This window comes from Corynebacterium sp. MSK047, from assembly GCF_030232285.1.
In the GTDB taxonomy this organism is placed as follows: Bacteria; Actinomycetota; Actinomycetes; order Mycobacteriales; family Mycobacteriaceae; genus Corynebacterium; species Corynebacterium jeikeium_D.
This window is the reverse complement of record NZ_JASPJI010000005.1, coordinates 1-15660: the sequence shown is the minus strand read 5'-3', so window position 1 is coordinate 15660 and position 15660 is coordinate 1. Positions and strand designations below refer to the sequence as shown.

Sequence of the window (15660 nt, the reverse complement as noted above, 5' to 3'; positions counted from 1 at the left end):
AACTCGGAGGTTTTTTAACGCCCATGTCATCCCAGTTTCATTCAAAGCACGTTTTAGCTGCGGCAGCCGCCGCGACTGCCCTGACCCTGATTGGCTGCTCAGGTATGCCCACTAACAACGCTGCCCCGGAGTCCCCCGCAGTGGTGACAGTTACAGAAACGTCCCCTGCTTCTGATGCACAATCCGAACCCCCTAACTCGACTGAGAGCTCGACCGAGTCGGAAGAGCCAGAGCAGGAATATGCCAACAGTTCGCAGGATAAGAATTCTCCAAACAGCGAACTTTCGGATTCGGGCGATGACTCCGGTGCAATAACGCTGAACAGCTCGATGGAGCTGACCAAAATTGGTGGCATGGAACCTGGCAGCGCCAAGCGCCAAAACGTCAAGATTGACGCAACTGCTCACCAGAAAGAATTGGGTGGCTTCGACACTGCTCGGATCACGTTTCCCTTCGAGGGGTCCAATAGCCTGTTGACCTATCCCCTGGTTGATGGCGAAGCAAACGTCAGGTTGATGTGGAATTTCAGCCAGACCGGAGGAACTGAAACTTGTGAAAACAAGGTGGATGTCTACGATGCCGAAGGCAAACCGACTGCAAGTGCCAGCGCAGGTGTTACTGGACAACATACTCCTTGCCAAATCGTTCGCCGGTTTGGGGAAAAGGCCTACGCAACGTTTACAGAACCCGGTGAATACATCGTTGCTGTGACAGCTCAGCAACCGGGATTCGAACCAATCACAATCGCACAGAAAGTAAAGGTAGTCGGGTAGAAATGAGCACATATGAACCCATCGATCCATGGAACAACGACCAGTCAACCTCCGCGGTGGACTCGTCTAGCAAAACTTCTGATACCAAGCCGAGAAAGAATAGAACGCTGACATTGCCACTCGTTGTCGGCGCAGTCGGAGTGATTGTTGCCGGCGCGGCAGGTTTTGCCATGGGTGGCAAGAATGCTGAGTCCGAGCTCGCAAGCGCGAATGAAGAGATTTACTCATTACAACAACAGCTAGAAGAGCAGGAAAGCGAGCTGCAAGCACAGATTGATGAGCTGAAGAGTAAGAACTCGGAAACTCATCGCGAGAGTCTCGAGTCCAACCAAGCTGCCGCAGCCGCTTATAACTACAAAAAGGCGCTTGACTGGCTTAACGTCTGCGACGCACGCGACTATATGCCTGCAGAAACAGGGGCTGGACAGTATAACTGGGGCTCCCTAGGCATCGGATGCTCGTACGAATTCGAAGATCCCGACGGAATGATTGTCATCCTAGTTAGCGGAGAAAACAGCGACGCCGAGACAGGAGAATTAACCAACGGCGATATTGACGGCTACTTAAAATCAATCATCCATGCTGATTTTCTTAGGCTCAATGTATGGGTCTCTGACTCTGGGCCATGGGCCGACGCAGAGGAAAAGGCCACAGATATTGCCGAAAAGGTAAGCAATGCCGCTGAGCTCAACAAGAAACAGGACACTGCAGAGCAATAGCTAGTTGTACTGACCGGAGACGTTGATCGACGCGATCTGGCATCAGTCGACCATGTGCAGGGCGATTGATTCCTTGACCTGTTCGATGAACGCTCGAGCGGCGGGGCTCGGATTGAAAGATCCCCACGCGATGTACTCGGTCCGGCAAGGGCCATCGACCACGGGAATGGCTCGCAGCGCTGGGTTGGCTGGCACACAGTCGACGGGCAGCAGGCAGACGCCCAACCCGCGTTCGACGAGGGCGAGCATGAGCTCGGTCGACATCGCCTCGAAGCCCACGCGGCGTTGAAGGCCTGCGGCAGCGAATGCCCGATCGCCTTGGAGCCTGCCCGGTGACCCGGCCGGGAAGTCAACGAACGTCTCGTCGGCCAGGTCGGCCAGGGCTAAGGTGCCCCTGTGTGCTAGCCGATGCTGTGACGCCATGACAGCGACGAGACGCCCTCGGGCGATCTCGTGCGCGGTGAGTCCGGACGCTGGGGTGACGTCGGCGTCCACGCCGAGGAATGCTACGTCGAGTCTCCCGCTGCTGAGATCGCGCATGAACTCATTGCTTCCCCCGCCCCGCACGGTGAGATCCACGTGGGGATGGCTGGCGTGGAAGGCTGCGACGATGTCGGGCACGCTGACGGCTGTGACCGTCGGGATCACACCTACCGACAAGCTTCCGCGGACCTGGCCCACGGCCTCGGCGGCGACCGCCACGGCGCGGTCAGCGGCTGCGAGGCTGATCCGTGCTTCCGTGAGGAAGGCTTCGCCGGCGGGGGTCAGCTCGACCCGGCGGGATGAGCGCACGAACAGTGCCGTGCCGAGTTCCTTTTCGAGGGCCTTGATCTGGTGGCTCAGGGCTGACTGCACGACGAAGCAGCGTTCTGCTGCTCGCGTGAAGTTGCGTTTCTCGGCGATCGCCACGACGTACCTGAGCTGTTGGAGTTCCACCCAATCATGATAGCAGCTCATTGTTTGGGTGAGAACAATGTGTTGGACTCACTACTGGTGAGCGACTGATGCTGGATGCATGAACACTTCTTCTCATGGGCGCCGCGGTTCGTTGCTGTGGACCTGTTTGACGGCGCTGGCCCCCGCTACGTGGGGGACGACATACATCGTGACCACACACCTCCTCCCAGCCGGGCATCCATTGTTTGCTGCGTTCATGAGGACGCTGCCGGCAGGGATCATCGCCTTGTGCCTGTCGAGGCAGCTGCCGCGCGGTTCGTGGAGGTGGAAGAGCTTCGTGTTGGGCGGTCTGAACATGGCCGCGTTCTTCCCCCTGCTGTTCTTGTCGGCGCAGCGTCTTCCGGGCGGGGTAGCGGCCACGCTGAATGCGGTACAGCCCATCATCGTTGCCCTGCTGGCCGTGGCTGTCCTCCACGAGCAACTCTCCGGATGGCGTCTGGGATGGGGTGTCGTGGGTGTCGTGGGCGTGGCCCTCGTGGTTCTCGGTCCAAGCGCTGCCCTGAACCCGGTGGGCGTGGTTGAAGGACTCGGCGGCGCAGTGGCCATGGCCACCGGCGTGGTCCTCACCAAGAAGTGGAAGCTCCCGGAAGGTGTCTCGCCCGTCGCACTGGCCGGTTGGCAGCTGACGTCCGCCGGCCTGCTGCTGGCGATTCCGGCGCTGCTGGTGGAGGGACCACCGCCGGTAATTCCTGTCCATGGCTGGCTTGGGTACGCCTGGCTCGGCCTGGTCGGGGCGCTGGTCTCCTACAGCCTCTGGTTTACCGGCATCCGACGGCTTCCGGTCACGTCCACAGCCCTCCTGGGACTCCTCTCGCCGTTGGTCGCCGCCCTGCTCGGCGCCCTGATCGCGCATGAACACCTCGGAGCCGAGCAGTACCTCGGCTTCGCGATCGCCCTGGCTGCCATGGTCTGTGGCCAGCTCCCCGCCCCCACCAATTATCGAAAGGACAATTCATGAACATCACGATTCTCGGAGCCACCGGCATGGCCGGTACCGCGATCGCGCAGGAGGCCACACGCCGCGGCCACCACGTCACTTCCGTATCGCGTAACCCACCGGAGACCAACGACCCGCATACTACCGTCGCTCGTCTCGATCTGACAGATCTCGAGGCACCCCTGCAGCCCGTCCTGAACGACTCAGACGCCGTCGTGCTCGCCGTGCGCATGGCCCCCGGCGATGAGAGCAGTGTGGCTCCGCTGACCAGCCATGTCCTCGACCACGCCGCTGTCGCGGGGGTTCGGGTTCTGGTCGTAGGAGGAGCAGCGCCCTTACGCTCACCTCACGATCGGGAGTTGCGCGTCCTGGACGACCCCACCTTCGTGCCGCCCCAGTGGCGTGACGTCGCATCGGCCAGCCTCGACCAGTTCAACGCATGTACAGAACATCCGAACCAGAACTGGACCTACCTGAGTCCGTCGGCAGTCTTCGAGCCCGGACAGGGAACCGGCGCTTATCGCCGAGGCGGTGACACGCTTCTGATCAACCACGACGGTACGTCGCGGATCACCCCTGCGGACCTGGCCCTGGCCGTACTCGATGAGCTGGAACAGCCCAGCACCCAACGTCACTTCACCGCCATCGAGCAAGCAAAGGGTCTGTCCTAAAGTTAGCGGTTCACAGAGGAATCCTCGCTAACAACCGTGAGGGGGTCGAGTTATCGGCCCCCTCCGTCTATTCCAAGGGGACGCTCTTGCTCCACGCCTACGCAGCACTGGCCTCACACGGCTTGCGGGAACCAGCCGCCCTTCTCACGATTGACCAACGTCTCCGGTCAGTACAGCTAGTGGCCCCTGATAAAGAACCCCAGCTCACCGATGAGCTGGGGTTCAGGCTTTGAGAAGACCGCTAGCAATTCACGCACTCAACAGTGCGAATAAGGACACCTAGTTGTTCACACGGTTATCGTCGTCGTGATCGCCATCCAAATCGCCGTCATCGTCATCACCATCGCCGCGATTATCGTCGTCCATGTCATCGTCACGATCATCGTCGTCACGATCGTCTTCCATGTCATCGACGTCATCAGAGTCGTCGCGATCATCGTCCTGCTTCTCAGTCGAAGTCACCGTAGTGGTCTGGACAGGAGCCGGATCGACGTCATCGCTATCGCCACATGCTGCAAGACCGAAAGCAGCGCCGGTTGCGACTGCCCCAGCTACTACCACTCGAGCTGACAAAATCCCCAGGGACACTCGAGCCTTGAGAGCGGAATCCATAGATTCTCCTAAGTCATATCGACTAACTTTGCCCTCCACAACGGAGACGTGGGCGTAGTTGGATTGGAACATGTTTGAAGGAATTTTTCTAGAAAAACAACTTCAATACAGGGCCTTCTATCTAACAGACGCCACCTTTGGAAAAGAGAGCATCTGCACGTTTGACCATTTTCACTGGTCACAATACAGGTCTTCACAAATATTCGTTTCTCATAAAAAAATTTTGCAAAAACCTACACAAGAGTGACCTAGGACACTTATTCTTACTGTAAAAGAAACTAAGTCGGCGGTCCTACCGATGAGGTTTCGCCTGATTAGGACTCTCCGAAGACCACAGGACATGAACCACGGAAGATGAGTGACTATGACATCTGACCCACAGACCTCGATCCTCAATAAGGTGCGCAAAGCTTCGCGAGCTACCTCGGACCTCGTCCTCGGACTCGCACCGGTGACGCAGGCTGGTGTCCTCGGCTCGATGGGACCCGGCGCGGCTGGTAAAGCATTAAATTCCATCTACCGCTGGGACTTCCTGCCAGCTGGTCTCCTTGGCATTGCAGCCGGCCGCGATCCGCACCACACCGCAATTATTGATGACGGCGGCTCGCTGACCTACGAGGAACTGCACGAGCGCTCCACTGCCCTGGCGCGAGCACTCCGCCACGGCGATATTCAGCAGCGCGACCGCATCGGTGTGTTGGCTCGCAATCACCGCGGTTTCATTATGGCTCTGTGCGCCCACGGTCGCCTCGGCACCGACCTGGTACTGCTCAACACCGGTGCCTCTGCCGAGCAGACTCTGGCCGTGATTCGTGAGCAGAAGATTGACTTCCTGTTCATTGATGAGGAATTCACTCACATGCTGCCGGAGGACTTCGATGAATGCCCGGTCGCCGTGTCGTGGTTTGAAAACTACGGTGACACCTCCTGCGTTCGCGAAGGCTGGACCTCCATGCAGGAGATGCTGAAGACGGCACCGCCGGCAAAGTGGCCGACCGCCGAGCTGCCAAGCCGCCCGCGCCGTGGCCGCGTTATTATTCTGACTTCCGGAACCACCGGCACTCCAAAGGGCGCCAAGCGCCCGGAGCCGCGCAGCTGGATGCCGGCATCTTCCATCATGAGCCGCATTCCGCTGCGTCAGCGTCGCCCGGCTTACCTTGCGGCTCCGCTGTTCCACACTTGGGGCTTCGCAACTGCACAGCTGTGCATCGCACTGCGTTCCACCATGATTATGCGCCGCAAGTTCGATCCAGCCGACAGCCTCCGCATTATCGAACAGCACTCTCCGCACACCATCTTCCTGGTGCCGACCATGCTGCAGCGCATGATTGAGATTCTCCCCGACAACTATGACATCGGTGCGACATCACTGAAGGTCATCGCATCCTGCGGTTCGGCCATTCCGGAGGGAATTGTCACCAAGACCCTCGAGCGCTTCGGACCGGTTCTCTACAACCAGTACGGCTCCACCGAGGTCAGCTGGGCAACCATTGCTACCCCGGATGAGCTCAAGGCAAATCCGACCACGGCAGGTCGCGCACCGCTGGGCACTCGTGTCCAGATTCTCGACGAAGACGGCAACCGCGTTGCTGACGGCGAGACCGGTCGAATCTTCGTGGGCAACAACATGTTGTACGAGGGCTACACCCGCCCCGGCGCGGACAAGCAGGTCATTGACGGCATGGTCTGTACCGGTGACCTGGGTCGAATGGAAAATGGCCTGCTCTACATCTCCGGTCGCGAGGACGACATGATTGTCTCCGGTGGCGAGAACGTCTTCCCACGTCAGACCGAAGATGCGCTCAGCCAGCTCGAAGGCATCCGCGAGTGCGCAGTCGCAGGTGTTCCGGATGAGCGCTTCGGCCAGGCCCTGGTTGCCTGGGTTGTCCGCGACGACTCCCCTGAGGGTCGCGCCCTGACCAATGAGCAGATTCGCACATATGTCAAGCAGCGCCTCAGCCGCTTCGCTGTTCCGCGCGAGACCGTGTTCCTCGATGAACTGCCACGCAACGCAGTCGGCAAGGTGGTTCCTCGCCACCTGCCGAAGCCGTGGGAGAATGCCGCCGAGGAGAAGGCTGCTTAGGGCGCAGGGACCGTCGTAAAGCGAGCGGCAGACACGAAAAGGACGCGGTAGAAACTTCCATTGTGGAAGTTACCGCGTCCTTTTTGCGTGTCCTAGAAAGAACCAGTGCTGATTAGCCTGCGTTCAAAACACCGTAGTCCGTGACGGGTTCACGGAAAATTTCTTCGCCGTCCTGGGTCACGGTTACCGCATTTGGAGTGACGGTATACGTGTAGCCACCATTCTTTGCGACAGCACGGTTCCCGGAGAAACTATCTACTGTGTATGCATCCGGACTATCCGAAATCTCACCGAAGTCACCGATGTAATGGCGCTGCTGGCGGTTATTGGAATTCTCGCAAATCACAGCCTTGCCCGACGACGTCTCCGCCAGCACACGCGCGTAATCCCCACCCGAGCAGCGAGCGGTACTGCCAACCCAACCTTTGGCGTCGATATCATCGCGATCCATACCGAACGCGCGGAGACCAAAATTTCCCCTCTGCGTAGTGGTAGGAGCGCTGCTCTCCGGCTGCTTCGTCGTTTCTGGCTCGACGGTCTGGGTATAGGTTTCCGTGTGCGTCTCCACCGGCGCCGGGGACGCAGTGCTTGACGACGAGTCCCCTGCCGCAACCGTATCGGGAGACTGCGGGGAATTATCGGAGGAATTATTCAGGTAGTACGCGCCACCGATACCGGCGACCGCTGCAAGTGCGACACCGACGATGCCCAAGACCACGTACAGACCGTTGTTGCTCTTCTGCTCAGGTGCCGGAGCCTGCTGATAAGCCGGATACTGCTGGGGGTAACCGCCCTGGTTCGGCCCCTGCGTTTGGTACTGGTACTGAGGCTGGTACTGGCCCTGGGCCCCGCCCTGCGGCTGCTCCCAGGCAGATGTTGCATAACCGTCCTGCTCCCAATCCTGCGGGGAGGACGAACGCGGGTTGTACTGGTCGGTCATCGCTAAATTCCTTATTACTTCAGAGCCACACTTGTGCTCGGCCAATAACGTGGCGGCTTGCGACTACGCCCACAGCGGAACTTGCCACTACGTATTTTCCATTAACACTATGCGTTGCCCAGCGTACCCTGCTTGAAGCTAGCACTAGCTCAGAGCGGCACTTTGTTCTTGAAGAAATTGACGTAGTTCCGATCGGAGATCTTTCCCAGCATAAACTCTGGCTCCAACCCGAACATCGACCAACGAGTCTTCGTGGACCAGGACAGAGACTGAGGTGTCGTAGTGCGGTGGTAGCTAATTTGGTAACCGTCAGTGTGAACTCGGATCTGCGTGTATCCACCCGGATAGCCGAGTGCCGCGCCCCGCTCACAGAAGTCCGTATCCCCGTAGTCAGCGATACCACGGCGGCTGCGGTGCGTATGACCAGCGAACACGCCTTTGGCACCCGGCGTGGCGGCCAGAATCTCCTGGAAAATCTTGGCCTGCTGCGCCTCGACCATGAATGCCTCACCACCGAAATGCGAACGCACCGCATCCTGAGTAAACGGGTGATGCGCAAACAAAATTGTCGGACGCTCTGGATCGTCTGCGAGTTCGGCACGCAATGCACGCATCTGACGCTCATTAATACGTCCACCTGCATAACCAAACTCGGCGGTATCAACACCGATGAGGCGCACTTCGCCGACGCGAGTCGACCAGTGCTGCTGCGTCGGCACAAGACGCTGGCTGAAGTAATCCGGAACCGCGGTCTTGCCCTTGCGGATTCCGCGTCCACGGAAACCATTGATATTGGGTAGCCCGGGCGGGTGCACATCGTGATTACCACGGGTGACAAACCAGTTTTTCCCAAACTCACCGAAAGTATCCAAAACCCTGATGAGTTCGTCATACTCCTCAGGGCGGTTGCTATCCGTGCAATCGCCATTGATGACGAGAGTGTCTAACCCGGCAGCCTTTACCGTGTCCACCAGACCCTGCAATTGCATAGAGGCAAAAGGCTGCTCTCCCGGACCGGAGGAAAGACCGAGGTTGCCAATGCGAATGCCGTCATGATTGGGCTTGCCAATGTGTGTGTCATTCGTCAGCGCGAACGTCGCCAAATGTGCACCCTCCAGCGCTGGCAGAGTGCTTACGACGCCTGTCTTCTCCGGTGCCGTTTTGCTCATGGTGATATTCAGCGACGGAACCGCGCGACAGTTGTGTGACCAGCACTCAAAGCGATACTCCCGTCCCGGCTCCAACCCGTCAATGACCACATGGTGGTAGCCCGACTCTGAGTACCCCTCGTGCACGAGCTCTAACTGCGTTGAATCCGCAGGACCAAGCAGCACCCGCTCATCCGAAGGAACGGTCGGCTTAATGAAGCCATACGCTGTCTGCACTCCCGGAGCATATGTTGCCCATGTAAATGCCACTGACGTGTCTGTGACAGTGATGACCTCCAAGTCGCTAGCCAGTACCTGCCACGACTTGGAATCCGACTGGGTAAGCCCCAGACCCGACGTGACGTACTCCAGGCCGTACGCTCCCGAGGTTTTCGCGACGGCCATTGAACTTGCAGCAAGAGTTGCAACAGATAGGTAGGCCCGGCGGGAAATGCTCATGTCCAATAAGCCTAGAACCTAAAGATGAAAATTAGATGAACTCTCCCTCTAATCTCAGAAAAATAGGAACGCAACGACAAGAGACACACGGCCAAAACAGCGCAAAATAAAACACCGCCCTACCAAGTCATGGCAGGACGGTGTTTTAAGAAATGTGGCTTGAGCATCTTTGTGAGCTTTTACCGGCTCACCAGTATGTAGATTGCTCTGAAACTGTAACTACTTCAGTTCCTTGGAGGACAGGCCCAGGGTGCGGCGAGCAACGACCAGCTGCTGAATCTGCTGGGTACCTTCGAAGATGTCCAGGATCTTGACGTCGCGGGACCACTTCTCCAGCAGGTTACGCTCAGAGTAACCGAAGGTACCTGCCAGCTGAACGGCACGGAGGCAAATCTCGGTGCCTGCACGGCCGGCCTTGGCCTTACACTCGGAAGCTTCCAGAGTGTTCGGCTGCTTGTTGTCAGCCATCCACGCAGCGCGCAGAGCCAGGAGGTATGCAGCCTCCCAATCGGACTCCAGCTTCAGGTACTCAGCTGCAGCAGCGCTCTGGGTGTGTGCCGGTGCATCGTAGTCAATCTCGATGCCAGCCTCTTCCAGGATGCGACGCAGCTCTTCCAGCGAAGCACGGGAGACACCGATGGCCATACCCGCAACCAGCGGACGAGTGTTGTCGAAGGTCGCCATTGCGCCGGCGAAGGACTTCTTAACATCAATGTCCGGGGAACCCAGCAGGTTCTCCTTCGGAACGCGGACGTTGTCCAGGCGGAGCACTGCAGTATCCGAGGAACGAATACCCAGCTTCTCTTCCAGACGCTCCACGGTGAAGCCCGGAGTGCCCTTCTTCACCAGGAAGGATTTGATGGCAGCACGGCCCTTGGACTTGTCCAGGGTCGCCCACACAACGACGGAGTCGGAACGCTCACCAGCAGTGACGAAGATCTTCTCACCGTTGATGACGTACTCATCACCATCGAGCTTGGCGGTGGTGGAAACTGCGGAGGAGTCAGAACCAAAGGACGGCTCGGTAATTGCCATGGAAGCCCAGGTCTTACCGAAAGCCTCCAGCTGCTCATCAGTAGCAACAGCTGCGATGGCTGCGTTACCCAGACCCTGGTACGGCAGAGACAGGGTCAGACCCACGTCACCCCAGCAGGTCTCAATAACGTTGAGCAGCGAAGCCATGTTGCCACCGTTCTTTACACCGGTGCGCTTCGGCTTCTTATCGTCGCCACGTCCACCAGAAGCACCGGAGAAGCCACGGCCACCATCTGCCATGCCGTCCATCATGGAGGCAAGGGTGTCGAGTTCCTTCGGGTACTCGTGCTCAGCGAGATCGTACTTACGGGAAATCGGTCGGAAGATCTCAGCGGCGGCCTGATGCGACTGGGACGCGCCCGCCTTGAGGAACTTCGGCAGTTCGAGGTTAATCATTTTCTTTCCTCTTAATTCTTTTCGGCTGAAGTATCTAGCGGTTTACAGAACGACGATGCCTTCGGCGACACCAATTGCGCGGAGGTCACGGTACCAACGCTCAACCGGGTGCTCCTTGGTGAAGCCGTGTCCGCCGAGCAGCTGCACACCGTCGGAACCAATCTTCATACCCTTTTCAGTGGCGAAGGTCTTAGCCAGAGCTGCCTCGCGAGCGAAGCCGCGACCCTGGTCAGCGCGGGAAGCACCGCGGAGGGTGATCATGCGGAGACCATCGAGCTCAATCTTGATGTCGGCGACCATGAAGGCCACTGCCTGGCGGTGGGAAATCGGCTCGCCGAATGCCTGACGCTCGTTGACGTAAGGAATGACGTAGTCGAGAACTGCCTGAGAAGTACCCATTGCAAGAGCTGCCCAGCCGAGGCGGGAACGACGCAGAATGTCGAGGTATGCCTCTTCACGATCTGCAGCCGAGGTGCTAGCGCCGCCGAGAATGTTCTCAGCCGGAACCTTGACGTCCTTCAGGATGACGCGCCCCATTGCGGCACCGCGCAGACCCATGGACGGGTCAGCCTCAACGTGGAGACCTTCAGTGTCGGACTCAACGATAACCAGAGCCGGCTTACCCTCGAGCTCAACACCGATGATGAACAGCTCAGCTGCGCCGGCGTTCGGAACGAAGGACTTAACACCGTTGAGGACCAGCGAATCGCCCTCGCGCTTTGCGGTGGTTTCAGGCTTGCGTGCGTCGAAAAGCGGGCGCGGCTCTGCGAGCACAACAGCGGCAGCCGGGACGTTCTCGCCAGCGAATGCCGGCAGGTAGGTCTTCTGCTGCGAGTCGGAGCCGTGAGCGGTCAGGGTGGCAGCGACACCGGCCGGAGCCAGCACTGCCAGAGCCAGACCCATGTCACCGTAGGACAGAGCCTCTGCAACCAGCGCGTTGGTGGTGACATCCTCGCCGGTAGCGATGCCCTCGAAAGCCTCCGGGACGTTGATCATAGTGACGCCCAGCTCAGAAGCCTCAGAGACGAGGTTCTCCGGCGGAGTTGCCTCGTGGTCGGACTTGTAAGCAGCCTCGCGCAAGCGAGACTCAGCAAACTCCTTAACCGTCTCGACGATCATCTGCTGATCCTCGGTCGGGGTGAGGTCGAAGAGCTTCTTTGCCTTCTCCTCGGCTGCGGCCTCCTGTGCAGCCTGGGCTTCCTCAGCCGGACGCTCCGGCTTACCGGAACCGGAAATCTTCTTAAACTGACGGTTCGCGGCACCAAGGGTCTTAAAACCGGACTTGGTGGACTGGTACACCACGCGGTCGATCTTTGGCTGAAGGTCGTACTTCTGGGCGAAGTCCGAACCAGTAATCGACGTGATGAACCGCATTGCCGCTCCGATAGCGTCGCGACCAGGGTTATTGCGGCCGACAGTCGAATCTTCGCGGTTCTTCTTCTCGCTCATGTGATCATGGCCTTTCGAGTCAGAACTATTACTGGCATAACAATAAAACAATCACGTGACCGTTGTCACAAGAATTGAAAAAACATTGCCAAGTAACAGAAAACTTTCAGGCTTCTAACTTGTCAGGCGATAACGCGGTTAACAACGTAGTTGCGATCAGAGAGCTCACCAAGCAGAGCCTCGGGCTCGAAACCGTACATCGCCCAACGGGCACGCGCAGTCCACGCAAGCGCATCTTCGCTGCTCAAACGGTGAAAGTTAACCTGGTAGCCACCGGAGTAGACATGCAGCAGTGTGTAGCCACCGGGGTATGCTTTGCACGCGCCGGTCTCCAAATAATCAACGCCGGCCCCAACATCACCGCGAGTACGCTTTGCACGGTGGGTGTGACCTGCCCCCGCGAAGAATACACCCGGAGCGTCGTTAAGCATCTGCTGCAAGCGTCGTGCATCAGCGCTGTTGAGAATGAAGGTGGGGCCGGCAGCATGTGTCCAACCAGCCTCGGCGGTAATTGGGTGATGAGCCAGCACAACCGTCGGCTTGCTGGGGGCGCGCTGCAGTTCCCGCTCCAGTGCATCGAACTGTTCCGGGCTAATTTCGCCACCGGACTCATCCAACTTCGATGAATCCAGACCGATGACCCGAATCGGCCCCTGCTGAGTGACCCACAGTTCCTGTCGCGGACGCCCCAGGAGAACACCGAAGGGATCGCGATGATTCTCGGTACCCTCCAAAACCGGGAATTCGTCGTAGCCAGCAGATGGATCGGCATCCGGCTTATGCGGACGATCATGATTGCCGCGGGTGACAAACCACTGCCGCTCCTGAGCACCAAAGGTATTCATAATCTCGGCAAATCGACGCACCTCCGCCGGACGTGCTTCCGACGTGGCATCACCGTTGACGAAAACCTTTTCAATCCCCATCCCGCGCAGCTCGGCGAGAGCAGCTGTCAGCATGACCTCGGGGTACGGTCCGGCACCCGGTTCAGAAAAGATAGGCGCGGGGAAATTGCCGGTGATAATACCATGCCCATTTTCGCCAATATGCGTGTCATTGAGGATGGCAATCGTGGTCAGGTACTCCCCTTCCGGAGCGACCAACGTCGTGAACTGTCCAGTTTGCTCGGGTGTATTGGGGAGGTTTCGGGTAATTAATCCCGGCTCGGCGACCAGCCCATTCGATCGGCATTCGAAACGGTACGTGGTTCCAGGGCGCAGCTTATCGACGGTCACAAAGTGGTAGCCAACCTGCGTCTCGTCCTTATGTACCACGGGTAGCTCGCCGCCCTCATCGGCATCGACTGGCACTAGCGCAACTTCAGTGTCGGCCGGCGCCAGTGGAGCCAGCTTCCCCCACGCTGGATGTGGGCCTGCATACGTCGCCCACGAAAATGTCACCGACGTATCGGTCACGGTCACGACTTCCAGGTCCGTCACAACAAGGCCGCTGGTCAACCCGGTGAATGGAAACGGCGCCTGGTTCGGGGCCGCCGATGCAACTGCTCGCGTCCCGACGCTATTGACGGCCACCGTTACGGCCCCTGCACTCGCTGCTGCTCCCGCTGCTGCTCCCAAGCGCAATACGGATCGCCGATCAATTTTCTTATTCCCATTTACCGAATTCACGGGTGAAGAAATTACGGGATAAAAATAATCCCGGTGATAACACCGGGATAACTACACATGAATTCAGTCGCTTACGCTTCCGGCTTCACGATCGGGAACAGCACGGTTTCGCGAATGCCAAGGCCGGTCAGGGCCATCAGCAGGCGGTCAATGCCCATGCCCACACCGGTCGTCGGCGGCATGCCCTGCTCCATTGCGTGCAGGAAGTCCTCATCCAGAACCATGGCCTCGTCGTCGCCACCGGCGGCCAGTCGCGCCTGATCCTCAAAGCGCTCACGCTGGACAACCGGGTCAACCAGCTCGGAGTAGCCGGTAGCCAGCTCGAAGCCACGGACGTAAAGATCCCACTTCTCGGTCACGCCAGGCTTGGAGCGGTGCTGACGAGTCAGCGGAGAGGTCTCGACCGGGAAGTCGCGGACAAAGATAGGACCGTCGAGCTGGTCTTCACAGAGCAGCTCCCAGATTTCCTCAACCAGCTTGCCGTGGCCCCAGCCGCCCTTTTCCGGAACCTCAAGTCCAATCACATCGGCGATTGCCTTTAGCTCCTCGACGGTCGAGTCAATAGTGACTTCCGGCTGACCAGGGAACTTGCGAGCAAGTGCCTCGTTCAGCGACGGGTACATCTCAATCTGCTTCCACTCGCCGCCAAAGTCGAACTCCGTACCGTCGGCAAGCGTAACAGTCGTCGAACCGAAGACCGCGACGCAGATTTCCTGAATGACCTCGCGGACGGTGCGGGCGGAGTCATCGTAGGTGCCGAATGCCTCGTAGTACTCCAGCATCGCGAACTCCGGGCTGTGCGAGGAGTCGATACCCTCGTTGCGGAAGTTACGGTTGATCTCAAAGACTCGCTCCATACCGCCGACGACGCAGCGCTTGAGGAAAAGCTCCGGCGCGATACGCAGGTAGAGATCGATGTCCAAAGCGTTGGAATGAGTCACGAACGGACGTGCAGCTGCACCGCCGTGCAGAGTCTGCAGCATCGGGGTTTCGACCTCGAGGAAACCGCGACGCTCAAGGGCGTGGCGCAGCTCGCGGATGACCTTGATACGAGTCAGTGCGTTAGTACGCGCCTGCTCACGCATAATCAGGTCCGTGTAGCGGTGACGCACGCGACTGTCCTCGGACAGATCAGCGAACGACACCGGCAGCGGACGCAGAGCCTTCGAGGCCATCTGCCACTTGGTAGCCATCACGGACAACTCGCCGCGGCGCGAAGAAATTACGCGGCCAGTAATGAGGACGAAGTCGCCCATATCTACGTCCGACTTCCAAGCAGCCAGGGCGTCCTCGCCGACCTCAGCCTTGGAAAGCATGGCCTGCAGGGTCGTGCCGTCACCCTCCTGCAGAGCGGCAAAGCAGAGCTTGCCGGTGTTACGAATAAACATGACACGACCAATGACGGTCACGACATCCTGAGTCTCCTCGCCAGCCTCGAGGTGGCCCCACTCTTCACGGACATCCTTGAGGGAATGAGTACGGGGAACCTCAACCGGGTACGGCTGAATTCCAGCCTCGAGCAGGCGGTCACGCTTCTCGCGGCGAATGCGCAGCTGCTCAGGAACGGTGGCGGTGTTTTCAGGGGTCTTCTTCGCGTCAGTCACGGCTATAAAGGTTAGCCGACTACACCGCCGACCTGCTACTCGCCCGCCCCTTTGCGAAATACTCGGCGGGCTACTCCCCCGCCTGCCGCCAACCTCGACGAATATCCTCCACAATTCGAGGATGAGCAAGTGTCGACGGTTCCAATTGTTGCGGACCGTTATCGGCACCGAAGGCGGGATCAAGCGGTTAATGCGCCACGATTGAATATTTGCTGGAGTATCTCACGTGGGGTTGCTCCGCCGAGGACT

At 58.7% G+C, this 15660-nt stretch carries 13 protein-coding genes; 5 read left to right on the top strand and 8 right to left on the bottom strand.

Annotation, left to right across the window (positions count from 1 at the left end; genetic code table 11):
- Positions 1-23 precede the first annotated feature (23 nt).
- Positions 24-773 (top strand): hypothetical protein, encoded by a 750-nt coding sequence (locus QP981_RS02745; protein WP_224784054.1) that lies wholly within the window; start codon positions 24-26, stop codon positions 771-773.
- A gap of 2 nt (positions 774-775) precedes the next feature.
- Positions 776-1492: a hypothetical protein gene (locus QP981_RS02740; protein ID WP_070439703.1), complete on the top strand. Its 717-nt coding sequence runs from the start codon at positions 776-778 to the stop codon at positions 1490-1492.
- A 42-nt stretch (positions 1493-1534) separates the two neighbouring features.
- Here the strand turns inward: QP981_RS02740 and QP981_RS02735 are convergent, their stop codons facing one another.
- Positions 1535-2449 carry a LysR family transcriptional regulator gene (locus QP981_RS02735; protein ID WP_070439705.1) on the bottom strand — a complete coding sequence of 305 codons (915 nt, stop codon included), beginning with the start codon at positions 2447-2449 and terminating at the stop codon, positions 1535-1537.
- A gap of 58 nt (positions 2450-2507) precedes the next feature.
- On the opposite strand from QP981_RS02735, the gene QP981_RS02730 reads away from it, so the two are divergent.
- Both QP981_RS02730 and QP981_RS02725 read left to right on the top strand, forming a co-directional pair.
- Positions 2508-3407 carry an EamA family transporter gene (locus QP981_RS02730; RefSeq protein ID WP_070439707.1) on the top strand — a complete coding sequence of 300 codons (900 nt, stop codon included), beginning with the start codon at positions 2508-2510 and terminating at the stop codon, positions 3405-3407.
- A complete protein-coding gene (locus tag QP981_RS02725; RefSeq protein ID WP_070439709.1) occupies positions 3404-4057 on the top strand; it encodes an NAD(P)-dependent oxidoreductase in 654 nt (217 codons plus the stop codon). The genes QP981_RS02730 and QP981_RS02725 overlap by 4 nt, the downstream gene beginning before the upstream one ends.
- 279 nt (positions 4058-4336) lie before the next feature.
- Here the strand turns inward: QP981_RS02725 and QP981_RS02720 are convergent, their stop codons facing one another.
- Positions 4337-4669 (bottom strand): hypothetical protein, encoded by a 333-nt coding sequence (locus QP981_RS02720; protein ID WP_284857415.1) that lies wholly within the window; start codon positions 4667-4669, stop codon positions 4337-4339.
- A gap of 364 nt (positions 4670-5033) precedes the next feature.
- On the opposite strand from QP981_RS02720, the gene QP981_RS02715 reads away from it, so the two are divergent.
- The gene (locus QP981_RS02715; RefSeq protein WP_284857416.1) at positions 5034-6752 is read left to right on the top strand and encodes an AMP-binding protein; all 1719 of its coding nucleotides are present in this window, start codon (positions 5034-5036) and stop codon (positions 6750-6752) included.
- Positions 6753-6864: 112 nt separating this feature from the next.
- On the opposite strand, the gene QP981_RS02710 is transcribed toward QP981_RS02715, so the two are convergent.
- The 6 genes from QP981_RS02710 to lysS all read right to left on the bottom strand — a co-directional run bounded on the left by QP981_RS02710 (position 6865) and on the right by lysS (position 15411).
- On the bottom strand, positions 6865-7692 hold the full coding sequence (locus tag QP981_RS02710) for a hypothetical protein (protein WP_070607477.1): 828 nt from the start codon (positions 7690-7692) through the stop codon (positions 6865-6867).
- A 149-nt stretch (positions 7693-7841) separates the two neighbouring features.
- A complete protein-coding gene (locus tag QP981_RS02705) occupies positions 7842-9299 on the bottom strand; it encodes a purple acid phosphatase family protein (RefSeq protein WP_048731772.1) in 1458 nt (485 codons plus the stop codon).
- Between the two features lie 219 nt (positions 9300-9518).
- On the bottom strand, positions 9519-10730 hold the full coding sequence (locus QP981_RS02700; protein WP_016421475.1) for an acyl-CoA dehydrogenase family protein: 1212 nt from the start codon (positions 10728-10730) through the stop codon (positions 9519-9521).
- A gap of 42 nt (positions 10731-10772) precedes the next feature.
- On the bottom strand, positions 10773-12179 hold the full coding sequence (locus QP981_RS02695; RefSeq protein ID WP_048731769.1) for an acyl-CoA dehydrogenase family protein: 1407 nt from the start codon (positions 12177-12179) through the stop codon (positions 10773-10775).
- A 122-nt stretch (positions 12180-12301) separates the two neighbouring features.
- On the bottom strand, positions 12302-13711 hold the full coding sequence (locus tag QP981_RS02690; RefSeq protein WP_284857417.1) for a metallophosphoesterase family protein: 1410 nt from the start codon (positions 13709-13711) through the stop codon (positions 12302-12304).
- A gap of 167 nt (positions 13712-13878) precedes the next feature.
- Positions 13879-15411, bottom strand: a complete 1533-nt coding sequence (gene lysS / locus QP981_RS02685; protein ID WP_038626637.1) for a lysine--tRNA ligase — start codon at positions 15409-15411, stop codon at positions 13879-13881.
- Positions 15412-15660 lie beyond the last annotated feature (249 nt).

Excerpts from the sequence above, each read along its gene's own strand:
- QP981_RS02695 (WP_048731769.1), bottom strand. The coding sequence starts at position 12,179 with ATGAGCGAGAAGAAGAACCGCGAAGATTCGACTGTCGGCCGCAATAAC.
- QP981_RS02710 (WP_070607477.1), bottom strand. The coding sequence starts at position 7,692 with ATGACCGACCAGTACAACCCGCGTTCGTCCTCCCCGCAGGATTGGGAG.
- QP981_RS02715 (WP_284857416.1), top strand. The coding sequence starts at position 5,034 with ATGACATCTGACCCACAGACCTCGATCCTCAATAAGGTGCGCAAAGCT.
- QP981_RS02740 (WP_070439703.1), top strand. The coding sequence starts at position 776 with ATGAGCACATATGAACCCATCGATCCATGGAACAACGACCAGTCAACC.
- QP981_RS02700 (WP_016421475.1), bottom strand. The coding sequence starts at position 10,730 with ATGATTAACCTCGAACTGCCGAAGTTCCTCAAGGCGGGCGCGTCCCAG.
- QP981_RS02725 (WP_070439709.1), top strand. The coding sequence starts at position 3,404 with ATGAACATCACGATTCTCGGAGCCACCGGCATGGCCGGTACCGCGATC.
- QP981_RS02745 (WP_224784054.1), top strand. The coding sequence starts at position 24 with ATGTCATCCCAGTTTCATTCAAAGCACGTTTTAGCTGCGGCAGCCGCC.
- QP981_RS02720 (WP_284857415.1), bottom strand. The coding sequence starts at position 4,669 with ATGGATTCCGCTCTCAAGGCTCGAGTGTCCCTGGGGATTTTGTCAGCT.
- QP981_RS02735 (WP_070439705.1), bottom strand. The coding sequence starts at position 2,449 with ATGAGCTGCTATCATGATTGGGTGGAACTCCAACAGCTCAGGTACGTC.
- QP981_RS02705 (WP_048731772.1), bottom strand. The coding sequence starts at position 9,299 with ATGAGCATTTCCCGCCGGGCCTACCTATCTGTTGCAACTCTTGCTGCA.
- QP981_RS02730 (WP_070439707.1), top strand. The coding sequence starts at position 2,508 with ATGAACACTTCTTCTCATGGGCGCCGCGGTTCGTTGCTGTGGACCTGT.